Source organism: Nocardioides currus (assembly GCF_003057875.1).
GTDB lineage: Bacteria > Actinomycetota > Actinomycetes > Propionibacteriales > Nocardioidaceae > Nocardioides > Nocardioides currus.
Genome location: NZ_PYXZ01000001.1, coordinates 653,136 through 669,054, shown reverse-complemented (window position 1 = coordinate 669,054; position 15,919 = coordinate 653,136). Strand labels below are relative to the sequence as shown.

The window sequence follows — 15,919 nt, the reverse complement described above, 5'->3', positions numbered from 1 at the left end:
AGGGCCACACATGACTGAGACCCCCAACCCCAACATCGTGGATGCCGACTCCCTCACCGGGGAGATGCACCCGATCCGCCGGGTGGTGGTCGCTCTCGGTTCCAATCTCGGAGAGCGTTTCGCTGCACTGCAAGGAGCCGTCGACGCCCTGGCCGACACTCCCGACTTCTTCGTCACCGGCGTCTCACCGGTCTACGAGACCGAGCCGGTCGACTCCCCGGTCGAGGACGCCCCGAAGTTCCTCAACGCCGTCGTGCTGGCCGACACCACGCTGCCCGCCGCTCGCCTGATGGAGCGCGCCCTGGCCGTCGAGGACGCCTTCGACCGCGAGCGCAGCGAGGTGCGCAACGCGCCCCGCACCCTCGACGTCGACCTGATCGTCGTCGGCGACCGCCGGGCCGACGACGACTTCCTGCGGCTGCCCCACCCGCGTGCCCACGAGCGCGCCTTCGTGCTGCAGCCCTGGCACGACCTGGAGCCCGACGCCACGTTCCCCGACCGGGGTGCGATCGCCGACCTGCTCGCCGAGATCGACGGCTCCGGCATCACCAAGCGCGACGATCTGGTGCTCGAGGTCCAGTGACGCAGGACCCGGTCCCGCCACCGGAAGGTCACCTGCGGCCCACCACGGGCGCGTCGCTGGCCCTCGCGGCGGTGGTCGGGCTGGTCGGCGGGTGGCTGCTGCGGCCCGTCTCCGTGCGGCTGGGCGGCACGGCGCCGTACGTCACGTGGATCCAGGCGCTGGCGCTGGTCTTCGTGGCCGCCGTCCTGGCGTACGTCGCGTGGCACACCTGGCAGACCATCCACGTGCACCGACGCAGGCTGGAGGGCGACCGGGCCGTCAACCGGCTGGTGCTCGCCCGCGCGTGCGCCCTCGTCGGTGCGCTGGCGGCCGGTGGCTATGCGGGCTACGCCGTGACCTGGCTGGGCGACGCCTCCGAGCTCGCCGACGAACGCCTGGTCCGCTGCGGGGTCGCCGCGGTCGGGGCGCTGCTGATGATGCTCGCCTCACTCGCCCTCGAGCGCGCGTGTCGCGTCCCTTCCGACGACCAGGCGCCCTAGCCTGACCCCATGTCTTCCCACCAGCCCCAGCAGTCACAGTCGTCCCGCACGACTGCGCGTCGTCGCCAGCGCAGCACCCGCCTGAGTGTCGCGGTCGCCCTGCTGGTGCTCTCCGCCGTGCTGGTGGTGGGTGCCGTGGCCTCCGGGTCGACGCTGCTGATCACCGTCGCCGCCGTGCTCGGCGTGGTGCTGGGTGCCGCGGCCACGAAGATCACGCACTCCGAGCTGGCCGACGCGCGCGTCGAGGCCGCCCGCGACCGCGCGGCCCAGGCCCAGGCCTACGCGACGCTGACCGATCGCCGTACGGCCGAGAACATGGCCTTCGCGCTCGACATGCGCCGCAAGATCAACGCCCGCGAGGAGGTCATCTCCAGCCTCGAGGTGGCGCTGGCCGACGCGCAGCGCCAGGTCGCCGAGCAGACCCGCAAGGTCAACGCCGAGGCCCGCCGGGCCGAGCTGGCCGAGCGCGAGGGCCGCGAGCAGGCCGACGCGGTGGCCGGGCTCGAGCGCTCGCTGAGCTCGTCGGAGGACCGCGCCGCCGAGGCGATCGTGCTCGTCTCCGAGCTCGAGGCCGAGCTCGACGTGCTGAAGGCCGAGCTGGCCTCCTGGCAGGCCGCCGCGACGCGCAAGCGCGCCAGCTCCGCCTGAGCCACCCGTCCGGGGCTGCCCCCGCTAGGGCAGAATCGTGCGACGTGATTCCTGAGGACAACCGGTTCGAGAGCGATCCCGCCGAGGCACTGCCCGAGGATCCTGGCCTCCCGGCCGGTTGGCAGGCGGACTCCGTCGACGGTGACGCCCCGGCCGAGGTCGAGCGCCTCACCGAGCTGCTCCGGGCCCACGAGCGCGCCGCCCGGGGCTGGGCGAGCGGCTCGGAGGAGGACGTGCTCGTCGAGGTGCACGGCCTCGAGACCCGCGAGAACGTCGTCGTGCGCGACGACACCGGCACCATCCGTGCGTGGGGCAGTGTCCACGACCGCGCCGAGGGCCGGATGCTCTACGTCCACATCGTCGACCGCACGCTCGCCGACGACGTGGCGACGCGGTGCTCCGACGTCCTCTTCGCCTGGGCCGAGGCCCAGGCTCGCCAGGTCGGCGCCGAGCGGGGGCTCGAGGTCCAGCAGATCGACACCGGCGCCTTCGCCGACGACGAGCGCCAGCACGCGTGGCTCGAGCGCGCGGGCTTCACCTGCGTGCGCACCTGGTGGCAGATGAGCCGCTCGGTCGAGCCGGAGGAGGTCGAGCTGGTGGCCTACCCCGAGGCGTGGAGCAGGGACGGCGTCGAGTTCCGGCTCGTACGCCGCGAGGCCGGCGGCCTGCCCGACGAGGCCGACCTGCGGGCGGTCCACGAGGTGCTCGAGGGCGCCTTCACCGACCACTTCAACTCCGCCGAGGAGACCTTCCAGGAGTTCATCCACCGGCTGCGTGAGGACCCCGGCCACCGCTGGGACCACTGGTGGCTGGCGCTCGTGGACGGGGAGCCGGCCGGTGCCCTGGTCGGCACCGTCAGCGAGTCGAGCCAGGGGCCCGACGGCTCCTACGTCTCCTACCTCGGCGTCCTCGACACCGCCCGCGGCCGCGGCGTCGCGAAGGGCCTGCTGCACACGATCATCGCCGACGCCGCCGCCCGCGGGCGCGACCGCGTCGGGCTCGAGGTCGACGCCGACTCGCCCACCGGCGCCGACGGGCTCTACACCGCGATGGGCTGGGGGACGAAGTACGTCACCGAGTCGTGGCACCGGGAGGTGCCGGTCAGCTAGGCCGGGCGGTGTCGCCCGTCGCCGTACGCCGCCGCGACGCGCCCGCCGGCGGTGGGTGACCCACGTTCGGCGCGGCCGGACGGTGGCTGACGCACCGCCGGGGCGGCGAGTCTGCCGCGACCCGCCCGGGAGCGGTGGCCCACCCACGTTCGCGATCGCCGGAACGTGGCTCACGCACCGGTGGCGTGGAGTGCGCCGTACGCCGCCGCGACGCTCCCGTCGGCGGTGAGTGACCCACGTTCGGCGCGGTCGGACGGTGGCTCACGCACCGCCTGGTCGGCGGGTTTCAGGCGACGCGCCCGCCGGCGGTGGGTGACCCACATTCCCGGCGCGCAGAAGGTCGGTCACGCACCGCTGCGCCGGCGCTACCGGACCGTACGGCGGTCTGCGACCGCACCGGTCGACCCGACTGTCCGGTAGCGCGGGCGGAGTGACGCCGCTCAGACCTCAGCGCAGCGACTCGCGCAGCGCCTGGTGCACCCCGTTGGGCGTGAGCACCCCGACGAACTGGGAGCCGCGCTTGACCCCGATCATCGCCTTGTCGTCGCGGAGCAGGGCCGCGAGCGCCTCCTCCAGCGAGGAGTCGAGGTCGATCGCGGCGCCGAGCTGGCCGCCGTTGACGCCGTCCATGGGCTCGAGGTGCTCCTCGCGCAGCGGCGTCACGGTCAGCCGTCGCAGACCACGCGTCGAGCCCACGAAGTCGGCCACGAAGTCGTCGGCCGGCCGGGCGAGCAGCTCCATCGGCGTGGCGAACTGGGCGAGCCGGCCGCCGACGGCGAAGACCGCCACGCGGTCGCCCATCCGGACCGCCTCGTCGATGTCGTGGGTGACCAGCACGACCGTCTTGCCGAGGTCGCGCTGGAGGCGCAGGAACTCGTCCTGGAGCTTGTGCCGCACGACCGGGTCGACCGCGCCGAAGGGCTCGTCCATCAGCAGCACGGGCGGGTTGGCGGCGAGCGCGCGGGCGACGCCGACACGTTGGCGCTGGCCGCCGGAGAGCTGGTGGGGGTAGCGGTCGGCGTACTTCGCGGGGTCGAGGCCCACGGTCTCGAGGAGCTCCATGGCGCGCGTGCGGGCGGTGGACTTCGACTCGCCGTACAGCAGCGGCACGGTCATCACGTTGGTGATGATCTTCTGGTGCGGGAACAGCCCGATCTGCTGGATGACGTAGCCGATGCCTCGGCGCAGCTCGACCGGGTCGGACTCGGTGACGTCGGTGCCGTCGAGGATGATGCGGCCGGTCGTCGGCTCGATCAGCCGGTTGATCATCTTCAGCGTCGTGGACTTGCCGCACCCCGACGGACCGACGAGGCAGACCATCTCACCGCGCCGCACGTCGAGGTCGAGCTCGTGCACCGCGACCGTGCCGTCGTCGTAGGTCTTGCCGACGCCCTGGAGCAGGATCATCGGCTCGTCCGCACCGGAGGGTGAGGTGGATCCGTCGCTCGAGGCGGTAGCGTCCATGCGGTGACCTTACTGGCCGGGGCCGACGGGCCGAGCTGCTACACACGCCAGGTCAACGAGTGGATCTGCTCGGACTACCTCGCCGACCGCCGCTCGGAGATCGTCGACGCGACCGTGCAGCACATCGCGATCACGGCGGTCTCGGTGCTCGTGGGCCTCGTCATCGCGTTCCCGCTCGCGCTCGCCGCGCGACGGTTCATCCGGCTGGAGTCCACGATCCTGGCCGTCACCACCGGCATCTACACGATCCCGTCGCTGGCGCTGTTCCCGCTGCTCGTGCCCTTCACCGGCCTCACTCCCACCACCGTCGTGATCGGGCTGGCGCTGTACGCCCTGACGATCCTGGTCCGCAGCCTGCTCGAGGGACTGCGCGCCGTCCCCGACGAGGTGCGCGAGTCCGCCACCGGGATGGGCATGGGTGCCACGCGGCTGCTGTTCCGCGTCGAGCTGCCCCTCGCGCTGCCGGTCCTGATGGCCGGCCTGCGCGTGGCCACCGTCTCGACGGTCGCCCTGACGACGGTCGGGTCGCTGGTGGCGTACGGCGGTCTCGGCAACCTGATCAAGGACGGCGTCTCCACCAACTTCCGCGCCGAGCTGTTCACGGCCTCCGTCATCTGCGTCGTGCTGGCGATCCTGCTCGACGTGCTGCTGGTGGTGGCCCAACGGCTCCTCACGCCCTGGACGAGGGGGGTCAGGGCATGACCGTCTTCACCGACATGTGGGACTTCCTGACCACGGGCGCCAACTGGTCGGGCGACGGTGGCATCTGGGCGCTGCTCGTCCAGCAGCTCCTGCTCACGGTGACCGCCCTGGCGATGGCCGTGGTCGCGGGCCTGCCGCTCGCGCTCTGGCTCGGACACCTCGGCCGGGGCGGCTTCCTCGCCATCAACATCTCCAACATCGGACGCGCCATCCCGACGTTCGCGCTGCTGGCACTGTTCGTGAAGGCCGACTGGCCGGGCACGGACTCGCTCGGCCCCTACGGCCGCGCCGGCCTGGCGACGCTGCTCGCGCTGACGCTGTTCGCCCTCCCGCCGATCATCACCAACGCGTACGTCGCGATGCGCGAGGTGCCGGCGGAAGTCCGCGAGGCCGCCCGCGGGATGGGCATGACGGGTCCGCAACGCTTCTTCCGCGTCGAGCTCCCGCTCGGCCTGCCCCTCGTGATGTCGGGCGTGCGCCTCGCGCTCGTGCAGGTGTGGGCGACGGCGACGATCGCCGCGCTGGTGGAGGGCCCCGGGCTCGGCACCATCATCACGGACGGCTTCTTCCGCTCCAACTACGGCAAGGGCCTGGCCGGAGCGCTGGTGGTGGCCGTGGTCGCCCTCGCGCTGGAGCTCCTCGCCGCCCTCGCCCAGCGGGCCTCCGACCCCACCCCCAAGGGTGGACCGTCTCGCCAGGCGGATCCGTTGTCCCCGGCTGCGGATACCGTGGACGCCAACGCCGACGCCGTCGGCTGACGTCCACCTCCGGACACGCGTGGCCCCGAGCCACGGGACACAGAAGGAAATCGAGATGCTCGTACGCCGCTCGCTCGCCGCGGTCATCGCCGCCGGCGCCCTCGCCCTCGCCGGCTGTGCCGGCGACGATCTTGACAACGACTCCGCCGGCGACGACTCCTCGGCCTCGGCCGACAAGGGTTCGCTCACCATCGCCGGGCAGAACTTCCCGGAGGCGACGCTCGTCGCCTCGATGTACCAGCAGCTCCTGGAGAAGGAGGGTTACTCCGTCGACGTGAAGCTGGTCGACTCCCGCGACGCCTACATGCCGACCTTCCCCGACAGCGTCGACATCGTGCCGGAGTACGTCGGCGGCATCGTCAACTTCCTCAACACGCAGGCCAATGGTGCGAAGGCCGAGCCGTTCGAGGCCGGCGACGGCGAGCAGCTGGCCTCCGACGGGGAGTCCCTGCTCACCGACGCCGGCATCACGCTGCTCGACGTGTCGCCCGCGACCGACACCAACGCCTTCTTCGTGACGCAGGACTACTCCGAGTCCGAAGGCGTGACCACGCTGTCCGACCTCGAGGGCAAGTCCGTCGTGCTGGCCGCCGCCCCCGACTGCGAGGGCCGCCTCGACTGCGAGGGCGGGCTGTCGGACCAGTACGGCATCGACGTGACCAAGGTGCTCGGCCTCGGCTACGCCAGTGACCAGACCTACCAGTCGGTCATCGACGGCGAGTCCCAGCTCGGCGAGACCTCCACCACGGACGGCACCCTGGAGTCGCAGGGCCTCGTCGTGCTCGAGGACGACAAGCAGATCCAGCCCGCGCAGAACCTCGTGCCGGCGATCTCCACCGAGTTCCTCGACGCCAACCCGGACGTCGCCGACATCCTCAACCCGCTGATGGCGGCGCTGACCACCGAGGGGCTCACCGAGCTCAACGGCCGGATCGCGGTCGACCGGGAGAAGCCCGAGGACGTCGCCACGTCCTTCCTCGAGGACGAGGGCCTGCTCTGAGCTAGCGCACCTCGAAGTCCCGGAGCGCCAGCGCGGCCGGGTCGACCCCCGACACGTCGAGCACCTCGCTCGGTACGTCGAGGCGTCGGCCCGGCCCGTCCGCCGTCTGGGGCGCCGGGCCGCGCAGCGTCGCCACCCACGTCATCAGCGCAGCGGCGTCCGCGCGGCGGTCCTGCTCGACCAGCCAGCCGCCGAGGCGGTGGACGGGCGGCAGCCCGGAGTGCACCAGCGACCGGTCGCCCCAGAACTCCCGCACGCCGTCGCGCAGCAGCGTCCACCACTCGTCGGAGGAGCCGGGGATCTCCAGGAAGTAGCGCCACAGGTCGCCGGCGAGCACCCGGTCGACGAACACCGACTCGACCTCCGCGTCGTGGCCTGCCCGCACGGCGGCGTACGCCATCCGCTTGGTCTCCCACCGGTCGGCGAGGTCGCGCACCGACCCGCGCTGCTGGGTGATCGAGGAGCCGTCGTCGCGGATGCGCCAGTGGTAGACGATGTCGGGGAGCACGTCGAAGGTGCCGGCCATGAAGGCACGCGTCGTCGTCGGCTGGTCCTCGTAGCGGACCCCCTCGGGCCAGCGCAGGCCGGCCGCGTCCCAGAAGGAGCGCCGGAAGACCTTGTTCCACGCGAACACGTCGCCGAGGAGCTCGGGCCGCTCTGCGATCCGGATCCCGATCGCCCGGTGGTGCAGGCGCCTCATCCACGGCGGCTCGACGAGGCCGGTCGGCTCCCACCGCACGATCGAGCCGGTGACGAAGTCGGAGCCCGACTCGACGAGGGTGCGGACCAGGACGGTCAGCGCGAGCGGGGGCAGCACGTCGTCGGAGTCGAGGAAGCCGAGGAACTCGCCCGTGGCGTGCGCCGCACCGACGTTGCGCGCCGACCCGAGCCCGCCGTTGGGCACGGTCACCACCCGGATGCGCGGGTCGCGGGCGGCGTACGACGACGCGATCTCGCCGGACCGGTCGGGCGAGCCGTCGTCGACGACCACCGCCTCCCAGTTCTGCCAGGTCTGCGCGAGCAGCGAATCGAGGCACGCCGGGAGGTAGTCCTCGACGCCGTAGGCCGGCACCACGACCGACACGAGGGGCTCGGGAGGCAGCGGGTCCGATCGCCAGGGCAGCCTCATGGCGCCCGACCCTATCGGCGGTAGGCTCCCCGCCGTGACTGCTCAGGCCCGTGCGATCGACGAGATGAACCCCGACGGCGTCCCGCGGAAGGTCCTCTTCGTCGCGGGTGCCGGCCGCAGCGGCACCTCCACCATGGCGGGCATCGCCAGCAAGCTCGGCATGCACGTGCCGCTGCCCGAGGTCCCGCCGGACGCCTCCAACCCGCGCGGATTCTCCGAGCCGCAGTGGGTCGTCGACCTCCACGACCGCCTGCTCAAGGAGGCCGGCGTGCAGGTCAGCGACTCCCGGCCGTCGGCATGGTTCGAGACCGGCCGCATCTCCACCCGCGAGCCGGCCCGGATCCGGGTCACGGAGTGGCTCGAGCCGCACTTCGACGTGCACCCGGAGCTGGTCGTGAAGGACCCGCGCCTGAGCTGGTTCCTCGGACTGTGGCGGGTCGCCGCGATCAGGACCGGGGCCGCGCCGGTCTTCGTGACGATGCTGCGCCCGCCGGCCGAGGTCGTGGGGAGCAAGCAGAAGTACTACGCCAACAAGCTCGGCTCGGCCCACCTCACGGCCAGCTGGCTCAACATGCTGCTCCACACCGAGCGGGCGACCCGCGACGAGGCCGGCTCCGCGCGGGTGTTCGTGCGCTACGAGGACCTGCTCACCGACTGGGTGAAGACGACCATGCACGTCGGCAACACCCTCGGCCTCCAGTCGATCGTCCACACCCGCAGCGACCTGATCCGCGAGGTCCACCGCTTCATCGACCCCACGCTGCGACGGGTCAGCTCCTCGCTCGAGGACCTCGCGCTCCCGCCGCGCCTGCACGAGCTCACCGCCCAGACGTGGGAGGAGCTCAACAAGCTGGCCGACCCCGCGGGCGACGTCGCCGCGGTGCACACCACGCTCGACGAGCTCCGCGACGCCTACACCGACCTCTACGAGGAGTCCGAGGCGATCAGCAAGTCCTCGGTCGTGGCCGCCCGGATCGCCGGAGCCCGCGCCGCGGCCGACACCGCGCCGCCCGAGGAGGGCGGCGGGCTGGCCGACCGGATCCCCCACGACGTCCGGGCGAAGATCCCGCCGTCCGTACGCCGCGGGGTGCGCAAGGCCCTCGGACGCCAGCGGGCCACGGAGCACTCGCAAGGGGAGCAGTGAGCGTCCCCGTCGGCGCCGGCCGCGGGCTGAGGAACCTCGAGGGCCACACCGACTTCGACATCGTGTGGCCCTGGAACCGCACCGACGACTGGGGGCCGCAGCGACGCGGCGCGACCGCGGTGCTGCGCGTCAAGAACGAGGCCGACTCCATGCGGTTCGTGCTCCCGCCGCTGCTGCGGGCCTGCGACCACGTGCTCCTGGTCGACAACAACTCCACCGACGGCACCGGCGAGGCGGCGCTGGCCGTCGCCGCCGAGCACGGCCTGCGGGAGAAGTTCACCCTGAAGGCCTATCCGTTCGACGTCGCTCGCGCCGGGGCGGAACACCTCGCCGTACCCGAGACGAGCGTCCACTCGCTGGCCTACTTCTACAACTGGTGCTTCTCCCACGTCCGCACCCGCTACTCGTGGAAGTGGGACGGCGACATGGTCCTCACCACCGAGGGCGAGGTCTCGATGGCCGACCTGTCCTGGCAGGTGGGGCAGGCCGACGCGGTGATCCGTTTCCCGCGCCACGGGCTCTACATCGAGTCGGACCGGCGGGCGTTCCTCGACCTCGGGCTGCGCAACATCGAGGAGTGGGGCTTCCCGATGACGCCGGACTTCGTCTACTCCAAGGCGCCCGAGTGGGAGATCCGCACGACGCCCGACCAGATCCGTCAGTTCGCGCTGCCGCAGGGGCTGGTCGTCGAGCTGAAGTACCTCGACGGCGACGAGTTCGCCCACTGGACCAATCCGGAGTCGTTCGCCACCAGCGTCCGCAACCGCCGCAAGCGGCGTGAGTGGCTGGTCTTCAACGCGCTCAACGAGGGCACGGTCCCCGAGGGCGTCACCGAGATCGTCGCGCCCGAGGGTGAGCACGTCGTCGACCACGTGACGCACACCTGGCTGCCGCGTGCGCCACGGCCGTTCGTGGTCGACGACCCCGACCACGCGAAGCTGCACCTGCGCGCCTGAGGGCCGGTGACCGAGAACACACGCCTGCGGGGCATCTCGGTTTGGCGTGCGGGGTTCTCCCGAGGCTACTGTCGGGACGACGGCAAACCAGTTAGTCGATCAACTTGGTCGGCTTTAGCGTGACCGTCGCTCGTGGACCGATCCGGTCCGCCCCGATCCGGCCCGCCCACCCTGCGGCCGACCCCCTGCGCACGAAAGGCACCACCATGTCCGAGACCCACCCGCAGATCGCCCCGCCGACCTCGCGCAAGAAGCCGCTCCTCGCCGTCGTCGCCGTCGTGGCCGTGATCGCCGTCGTCGGCGGCATCGTGTGGGCACGCAGCGGTGACGACTCCGCCGCCGCCGGGGGCGCCGAGCCGGCCAAGGTCGTGCTGGGCACCGTCGGGGCGAGCGACCCCTACTGGCAGGTGCTCACCGACGAGGCGGCCGAGCAGGGCATCGACCTCGAGGTCAAGGACTTCGCCGACTACCCGCAGCCCAACCCCGCGCTCAGCGAGGGCGAGCTGGACGTCAACCAGTTCCAGCACCTCGTCTACCTCGCGGAGTACAACGCGGCCAACGACCCCGACCTCGTGCCGCTCGGCTCGACGGCGATCTACCCGCTGGCGCTCTACTCCACCAAGGTCGACTCGGTCGAGGACATCCAGGACGGCGACACGGTCGTCGTGCCCGACGACGACAGCAACCAGGCGCGCGGCCTGCTGATCCTCCAGTCGGCCGGCCTGATCGAGCTGAAGGACGGCGGCACGATCTACTCCTCCCTCGCCGACATCGACGAGGAGGCCTCGCGCGTCGAGGTGAAGGCGATCAAGGCCGACCTCACGCCGACCTCGCTGCCCGACGTCGCCGCGGCGATCATCAACAACGACTTCGTGGAGAAGGCCGGCCTCGAGTTCGCGGACGCCATCGCGACCGACGACCCGGAGGACCCCAACTCCCTGCCGTACGTCAACGTCTTCGCCGTCCGCGCCGAGGACAAGGACGACGCGACGCTGCAGAAGCTCGTCGCGATCTACCAGGACACGCAGGCCGTGACCGACGGTGTCCAGGACGTCTCCGGCGGCACCGCCCAGCTCGTGAAGATCTCGCAGCCCGAGCTCCAGGCCGCCCTGGACAAGGTCGAGGCCGACACCGCGGCCCAGCAGTGACCACTGCAGCCGGCCCCGCAGCCACGTCCGTCCCGCTGGTCGAGCTCCGGGACGTCCACAAGACCTTCCCGGCGGCGCGCGGCGGCACGCCGGTCGAGGCCATCCGCGGCGTCGACCTCAGCGTGGAGGCGGGCGAGATCGTGGGCATCGTCGGCTACTCCGGTGCCGGCAAGTCCACCCTCGTCCGGCTCATCAACGCCCTCGAGTCGACCACCTCGGGGAGCGTGCGCATCGGCGGGCGGGAGATCGCCGACCTCAAGGAGCGTGACCTGCGCGAGGTGCGGCTGGGGATCGGGATGATCTTCCAGCAGTTCAACCTGTTCCGCTCGCGCACGGTCTGGGGCAACATCGCCTACCCGCTCGAGGTCGCAGGGGTCGCCAGGGCCGAGCAGAACCAGCGCATCTCCGACCTGCTGCACTTCGTCGGCCTCGCCGACAAGGCGCACAGCCACGTCGACGAGCTGTCCGGCGGGCAGAAGCAGCGCGTCGGGATCGCCCGGGCGCTCGCCACCGAGCCCAGCCTGTTGCTCGCCGACGAGTCCACCAGCGCCCTCGATCCCGAGACGACGCAGGAGGTGCTGTCCCTGCTGCGCCGGGTCAACCGCGAGCTCGGCATCACGATCGTGGTCATCACCCACGAGATGGACGTCGTGCGCAGCCTCGCCCACCGCGTGGTGGTGATGGAGGCCGGCCGGATCGTCGAGCAGGGACCGGTGGTGCAGGTGCTCTCCGACCCGCAGCAGCCCGTCACCCGGCGCTTCGTCTCCACGATCGTCGACGACGAGCCCGACGCCGAGGCCCTCGCCGCGTTGCACGCCCGGCACCCGGGGCACTTCGTCAAGCTCGCGTTCCGCGGTGACGAGGTCCGCCAGAGCGACGTCTTCGCCGAGCTGCTGAGCCGCGACGTCCGCTTCGAGCTCGTCTACGGCGGCATCGAGGAGGTGCAGGGCGAGACCTTCGGCAACCTGACCCTGGCCCTCGACGGCGACCCGGCCGCGGTGACCGCGGCCGTGGCGGCCGTCGCGGACCTCGTCCCCACCACGGAGCTGTCGCGATGAACCTCGACACCAACATCGGCGAGCTGTGGCCCCTCGTGTGGCAGGGCGCCTACGAGACGCTCTACATCGTCGCCATCACCCTCACCCTCGGCGGGATCCTCGGGCTGCTCCTCGGCCTGGCTCTCTACGTCACCCGGCGCGGCGGGCTCTACGCCAGCCGGGCCACCAACCTCGTGCTCAACGTCGTCGTGAACTTCTTCCGGCCGATCCCGTTCGTCATCTTCATCGCGGCCGTCCAGCCGCTGGCGCGGGTCGTGGTCGGGACGGGCATCGGCAACCCGGCGATCATCTTCGCGCTGACCCTCGCTGCGGCGTTCGGCATCAGCCGGATCGTGGAGCAGAGCCTGGTCACCGTCGACCCGGGCGTGATCGAGGCGGCGCGCTCCGTGGGTGCGAGCCGGCTGCACATCATCCGGACGGTGGTGCTGCCCGAGGCGCTCGGTCCGCTCGTCCTCGGCTACACGTTCATCTTCGTGGCCCTGGTCGACATGTCCGCGATCGCCGGCGTCATCGGCGGCGGTGGCCTCGGCAACTTCGCCCTGCAGTACGGCTACCGGCAGTTCGACGCCGTCGTGACGTGGACCGCGGTGGTCATCATCGTGGCGCTCGTCCAGGTGGTGCAGCTCGCGGGCAACGTCGCCGCGCGGCGGATCATGCGCCGCTAGCTCGTCACGGGAACGGCAGCCCGCGCGTCAGCTCGCCCCAGAAGCCGGGGCGGCCGGGCGGTCCCAGCACCGAGGCGGCCAGCACGACCGCGAGCTGGTCGGCCTCGGTGACGGCGGCGGTCTGCACGCCCGGCTGGCGGGTGTGCTCGAGCGGTCGCGAGCGTCGTGACAGCAGCCGCCGGGAGAGTACGGCGATGCGCTGGCCGTCGGCCTCCACCACCGCTCGCCACCGCGACCGGTGCCGCACCACGTAGGTCCGGCCGCCGAGCACGATCTCGCCCGTGCGGCGCCGACGCAGCAGGCCGGTCGCCGAGCCGTTCACGATCACGCCGTCGCCGGCCGCTCGGGTCCCGACCTCGGCGCGGGCGCCGACCGGCAGTCGTCCGCCGCTGCGCTCCCAGGTCCGGCGCGCCATCCGGTGGGTCTCGGCCTCCAGGAACCCGGTCGCCCGGTCGAGCAGGTCCCCGTCCCGCCCCGCAGGAGCCGGGGCGAACGTGACGCTCGCGGCCCGGGTGGTGTCGGCCGTGGCCAGGTGCAGCACCGCGGCCTCCTCGTCGAAGGAGCCGCTCCATCCGAGGGGGAGTGCGTGAGTCATGGGGCGACGCTAGGCGGCACGCGCCACCGGGTCGACCCGTCGCCCGGAGCCTGTGGACAACGCCGTGCGCCAGCACCGGCGGTGTCGGATTCGTCACGTTCACCACCTGTTCACACGGCGGAATCGGGCGGCGTACGCTCGTTGTTGAACAGATCGAGCACCGAGTCTGGTACCCACACCGGCCCCACCAGGGGTGGTCGGCGGGACTGGAACGAAAGGGTTCGTAGTGACTCACTTCCGTGTGGGCGTGGTCGGCGCTGGTCGCGTCGGTGCCGTCATGGCCGCCGCGCTCCGTGCCGCGGGCCACGAGATCGTGGCCGCCGCCGGCGAGTCCGACGCCTCCCGCCGCCGCATCGACGCGCTGCTCCCCGGCACCCCGGTGGTCAAGCCCAGCGATGCCGCGCGTGCGTCCGACTTGCTGCTCCTGACCGTCCCGGACGACATGCTCGCCAACGTCGTCACCGTGCTCAGCGCGAGCGGCGCGATCCACCGCGACCAGCTCGTCGTGCACACGAGCGGCGCCCACGGCCTGGCCGTGCTCGCCCCGGCCGCCGCCGTCGGCGCGCGGACGATCGCGCTGCACCCCGCCATGACCTTCACCGGCACCGAGCTCGACCTGCCGCGACTGCGCGACGCGATCTTCGGTGTCACGGCCGGTGACGCCGAGCGGGTCGTCACCGAGCAGCTGGTCGCCGACCTCGGCGGCCGCCCGATGTGGGTGCCCGAGGACAAGCGCACGCTCTACCACGCCGGTCTCGCGCACGGCGCCAACCACCTCGTCACGCTCGTGACGCAGGCGATGGAGATGCTCGCGGCCGCCGGGGGCGACAACCCCGCCGACACCCTGCGCCCGCTCCTCAACGCCGCCCTCGACAACGCGCTCGCCCACGGCGACTCCGCGCTCACGGGGCCGATCGTGCGTGGCGACGTCGAGACGGTGCGCGCGCACCTCGTCGAGATCACCGCCAACGCGCCCGAGACCGTCGCGTCCTACCTCGCGATGGCCCGCGCCACCCTCGACCGCGTCGTCACCGACGGCCGGCTGATCCCGATCCGCGCCGCGAAGATGCGCCAGGTCCTCGACGCCGCCGAGGCGGCCACCGAGACCGCCACCACCGCCGCCCCGCGCCGCCGAAGCCCCTGGGCGTGACCTCGACCCCCACCCTCGCGAACACCCGCGAGGAGCTCTCCGGCCTGCTCGCGACCGCCCGCCGCGAGGGGCGGCGCATCGGCTTCGTGCCCACGATGGGCGCCCTGCACGAGGGCCACGCCAGCCTGATGCGCGAGGCGGCGCGGCACGCGGACGTCGTGGTGGTGAGCATCTTCGTCAACCCCATGCAGTTCGCCCCGACCGAGGACCTCGACCGCTATCCGCGCACGCTGCCCGAGGACCTCGAGGTGTGCGCGGCCAACGGCGTCGCGGTCGTCTTCGCACCCGCGGTCGAGGAGATGTACGCCGGCGGGTTCAGCCACGACAAGGTCCGCGACGGGGTCACGGTGCACCCGGGCCGGCTCGCGACGATCCTCGACGGCGAGTCCCGCCCCGGCCACTTCGACGGCGTCCTCACCGTCGTCGCCAAGCTCTTCGGCCTCGTCCAGCCGGACGTCGCGGTCTTCGGCCAGAAGGACTACCAGCAGCTCGCGCTGATCCGCGCCATGGTGCGCGACCTGTGCCTGCCCGTCGAGGTCGTCGGCGCGGAGACGGTGCGCGAGCCCGACGGCCTCGCCCTGTCCAGCCGCAACCGCTACCTCGACCCCGAGCAGCGTCGGGCCGCGACCGTCCTCAGTCGGGCCCTGCGGGCGGCGCGGGAGCGAGCGACGTACGGCGTGCCGGCGGCCCGCTGGGCGGCGATGAGCGTCCTGAAGTCGGAGCCGCTCGTCGAGCTCGACTACCTCGCGCTGACCGGCACCGACCTCGGCGAGGCGCCCGAGAACGGCGAGGGGCGCATCCTCGTCGCCGCCCGGCTCGGCAGCACCCGCCTGATCGACAACATGCCCATCCTCTTCACGACCCCGGCAGAACGGAGCGCCTGATGCTGCGCACGATGATGAAGTCCAAGATCCACCGGGCCACCGTCACGCAGGCAGACCTGCACTACGTGGGCTCGGTGACCGTGGACGAGGACCTCCTCGACGCCGCCGACCTGCTCGCGGGCGAGCTCGTGCACATCGTCGACGTCACCAACGGGGCGCGGCTGGAGACCTACACGATCGCCGGCGAGCGCGGCTCTGGCGTCATCGGCATCAACGGCGCCGCGGCTCGTCTCGTGCACCCGGGCGACACCGTCATCCTGATCGCCTACGCCCAGATGGAGACGGCCGAGGCGAAGGAGCTCAAGCCGGCCGTCGTCTTCGTCGACGGGGACAACAAGGTGCTGGCGACCGGGTTCGACCCCGCCGAGACCTTCGGCGACCCGTCGCTGGCCCGGGGCGACGCCCTCACCCGATGAGCGGCCGACGGCCTCCGCGGGCGTATGGATA

General features: G+C 72.2%; 18 protein-coding genes. 15 read left to right on the top strand and 3 right to left on the bottom strand.

The genetic code is table 11. From position 1 onward, the window contains the following. The first annotated feature begins 10 nt into the window (after positions 1–10). The 4 genes from folK to C7S10_RS03215 are packed head-to-tail and all read left to right on the top strand — an operon-like array spanning position 11 to position 2,819. A complete protein-coding gene (folK, locus tag C7S10_RS03230; RefSeq protein WP_108342930.1) occupies positions 11–583 on the top strand; it encodes a 2-amino-4-hydroxy-6-hydroxymethyldihydropteridine diphosphokinase in 573 nt (190 codons plus the stop codon). Further along, on the top strand, positions 580–1,062 hold the full coding sequence (locus C7S10_RS03225; protein ID WP_243395171.1) for a DUF3180 domain-containing protein: 483 nt from the start codon (positions 580–582) through the stop codon (positions 1,060–1,062). Before folK ends, C7S10_RS03225 begins: the two co-directional genes overlap by 4 nt. A 9-nt stretch (positions 1,063–1,071) precedes the next feature. Further along, a complete protein-coding gene (locus C7S10_RS03220; protein WP_108342929.1) occupies positions 1,072–1,710 on the top strand; it encodes a hypothetical protein in 639 nt (212 codons plus the stop codon). Between the two features lie 44 nt (positions 1,711–1,754). Continuing rightward, positions 1,755–2,819, top strand: a complete 1,065-nt coding sequence (locus tag C7S10_RS03215; RefSeq protein ID WP_207769207.1) for a GNAT family N-acetyltransferase — start codon at positions 1,755–1,757, stop codon at positions 2,817–2,819. A gap of 447 nt (positions 2,820–3,266) precedes the next feature. Here the strand turns inward: C7S10_RS03215 and C7S10_RS03210 are convergent, their stop codons facing one another. Next, on the bottom strand, positions 3,267–4,283 hold the full coding sequence (locus C7S10_RS03210) for an ABC transporter ATP-binding protein (RefSeq protein ID WP_108342928.1): 1,017 nt from the start codon (positions 4,281–4,283) through the stop codon (positions 3,267–3,269). A 3-nt stretch (positions 4,284–4,286) separates the two neighbouring features. On the opposite strand from C7S10_RS03210, the gene C7S10_RS03205 reads away from it, so the two are divergent. From C7S10_RS03205 to C7S10_RS03195, 3 genes are read left to right on the top strand one after another with little or no spacing between them, the layout of a single operon-like run. After that, positions 4,287–4,985, top strand: a complete 699-nt coding sequence (locus tag C7S10_RS03205; protein ID WP_207769206.1) for an ABC transporter permease — start codon at positions 4,287–4,289, stop codon at positions 4,983–4,985. After that, positions 4,982–5,743, top strand: a complete 762-nt coding sequence (locus C7S10_RS03200) for an ABC transporter permease (RefSeq protein ID WP_108342927.1) — start codon at positions 4,982–4,984, stop codon at positions 5,741–5,743. The genes C7S10_RS03205 and C7S10_RS03200 overlap by 4 nt, the downstream gene beginning before the upstream one ends. 55 nt (positions 5,744–5,798) lie before the next feature. After that, positions 5,799–6,743, top strand: a complete 945-nt coding sequence (locus tag C7S10_RS03195; RefSeq protein WP_108342926.1) for an ABC transporter substrate-binding protein — start codon at positions 5,799–5,801, stop codon at positions 6,741–6,743. Between the two features lies 1 nt (position 6,744). Here the strand turns inward: C7S10_RS03195 and C7S10_RS03190 are convergent, their stop codons facing one another. Beyond that, positions 6,745–7,872: a glycosyltransferase family 2 protein gene (locus tag C7S10_RS03190; RefSeq protein ID WP_108342925.1), complete on the bottom strand. Its 1,128-nt coding sequence runs from the start codon at positions 7,870–7,872 to the stop codon at positions 6,745–6,747. A gap of 34 nt (positions 7,873–7,906) precedes the next feature. On the opposite strand from C7S10_RS03190, the gene C7S10_RS03185 reads away from it, so the two are divergent. The 5 genes from C7S10_RS03185 (at position 7,907) to C7S10_RS03165 (ending at position 12,843) form a co-directional block, all read left to right on the top strand. Then, positions 7,907–9,016, top strand: coding sequence for a sulfotransferase family protein (locus C7S10_RS03185; RefSeq protein ID WP_243395170.1), 1,110 nt, complete (start codon positions 7,907–7,909; stop codon positions 9,014–9,016). Continuing rightward, complete coding sequence (locus tag C7S10_RS03180; RefSeq protein WP_108342923.1) at positions 9,013–9,972, top strand: glycosyltransferase family 2 protein; 960 nt, start codon at positions 9,013–9,015, stop codon at positions 9,970–9,972. Before C7S10_RS03185 ends, C7S10_RS03180 begins: the two co-directional genes overlap by 4 nt. Before the next feature lie 206 nt (positions 9,973–10,178). Beyond that, the gene (locus tag C7S10_RS03175) at positions 10,179–11,120 is read left to right on the top strand and encodes a MetQ/NlpA family ABC transporter substrate-binding protein (protein WP_108343295.1); all 942 of its coding nucleotides are present in this window, start codon (positions 10,179–10,181) and stop codon (positions 11,118–11,120) included. Continuing rightward, positions 11,117–12,178, top strand: a complete 1,062-nt coding sequence (locus tag C7S10_RS03170; protein WP_108342922.1) for a methionine ABC transporter ATP-binding protein — start codon at positions 11,117–11,119, stop codon at positions 12,176–12,178. Before C7S10_RS03175 ends, C7S10_RS03170 begins: the two co-directional genes overlap by 4 nt. After that, entirely contained in the window at positions 12,175–12,843 is a 669-nt protein-coding gene (locus C7S10_RS03165) for a methionine ABC transporter permease (protein ID WP_108342921.1), read from the top strand. The genes C7S10_RS03170 and C7S10_RS03165 overlap by 4 nt, the downstream gene beginning before the upstream one ends. A 4-nt stretch (positions 12,844–12,847) precedes the next feature. Here C7S10_RS03165 and C7S10_RS03160 read toward each other — a convergent pair whose 3' ends face one another. Then, positions 12,848–13,438, bottom strand: a complete 591-nt coding sequence (locus tag C7S10_RS03160; protein ID WP_108342920.1) for a hypothetical protein — start codon at positions 13,436–13,438, stop codon at positions 12,848–12,850. Positions 13,439–13,664: 226 nt separating this feature from the next. Here C7S10_RS03160 and C7S10_RS03155 point away from each other — a divergent pair, with 226 nt between their 5' ends. Genes C7S10_RS03155 through panD form a run of 3 tightly spaced genes read left to right on the top strand, consistent with a single transcriptional unit; the run spans position 13,665 to position 15,888 of the window. Further along, positions 13,665–14,588 (top strand): Rossmann-like and DUF2520 domain-containing protein, encoded by a 924-nt coding sequence (locus C7S10_RS03155; protein ID WP_108342919.1) that lies wholly within the window; start codon positions 13,665–13,667, stop codon positions 14,586–14,588. After that, positions 14,585–15,472 (top strand): pantoate--beta-alanine ligase, encoded by an 888-nt coding sequence (panC, locus tag C7S10_RS03150; RefSeq protein WP_108342918.1) that lies wholly within the window; start codon positions 14,585–14,587, stop codon positions 15,470–15,472. The genes C7S10_RS03155 and panC overlap by 4 nt, the downstream gene beginning before the upstream one ends. Next, the gene (gene panD / locus C7S10_RS03145) at positions 15,472–15,888 is read left to right on the top strand and encodes an aspartate 1-decarboxylase (protein WP_108342917.1); all 417 of its coding nucleotides are present in this window, start codon (positions 15,472–15,474) and stop codon (positions 15,886–15,888) included. The genes panC and panD overlap by 1 nt, the downstream gene beginning before the upstream one ends. Positions 15,889–15,919: the final 31 nt, after the last annotated feature.

Coding starts and splice junctions, on each gene's coding strand:
- folK (WP_108342930.1), top strand. CDS start 11: ATGACTGAGACCCCCAACCCCAACATCGTGGATGCCGACTCCCTCACC.
- C7S10_RS03220 (WP_108342929.1), top strand. CDS start 1,072: ATGTCTTCCCACCAGCCCCAGCAGTCACAGTCGTCCCGCACGACTGCG.
- C7S10_RS03210 (WP_108342928.1), bottom strand. CDS start 4,283: ATGGACGCTACCGCCTCGAGCGACGGATCCACCTCACCCTCCGGTGCG.
- C7S10_RS03200 (WP_108342927.1), top strand. CDS start 4,982: ATGACCGTCTTCACCGACATGTGGGACTTCCTGACCACGGGCGCCAAC.
- C7S10_RS03195 (WP_108342926.1), top strand. CDS start 5,799: ATGCTCGTACGCCGCTCGCTCGCCGCGGTCATCGCCGCCGGCGCCCTC.
- C7S10_RS03190 (WP_108342925.1), bottom strand. CDS start 7,872: ATGAGGCTGCCCTGGCGATCGGACCCGCTGCCTCCCGAGCCCCTCGTG.
- C7S10_RS03175 (WP_108343295.1), top strand. CDS start 10,179: ATGTCCGAGACCCACCCGCAGATCGCCCCGCCGACCTCGCGCAAGAAG.
- C7S10_RS03165 (WP_108342921.1), top strand. CDS start 12,175: ATGAACCTCGACACCAACATCGGCGAGCTGTGGCCCCTCGTGTGGCAG.
- C7S10_RS03160 (WP_108342920.1), bottom strand. CDS start 13,438: ATGACTCACGCACTCCCCCTCGGATGGAGCGGCTCCTTCGACGAGGAG.
- panD (WP_108342917.1), top strand. CDS start 15,472: ATGCTGCGCACGATGATGAAGTCCAAGATCCACCGGGCCACCGTCACG.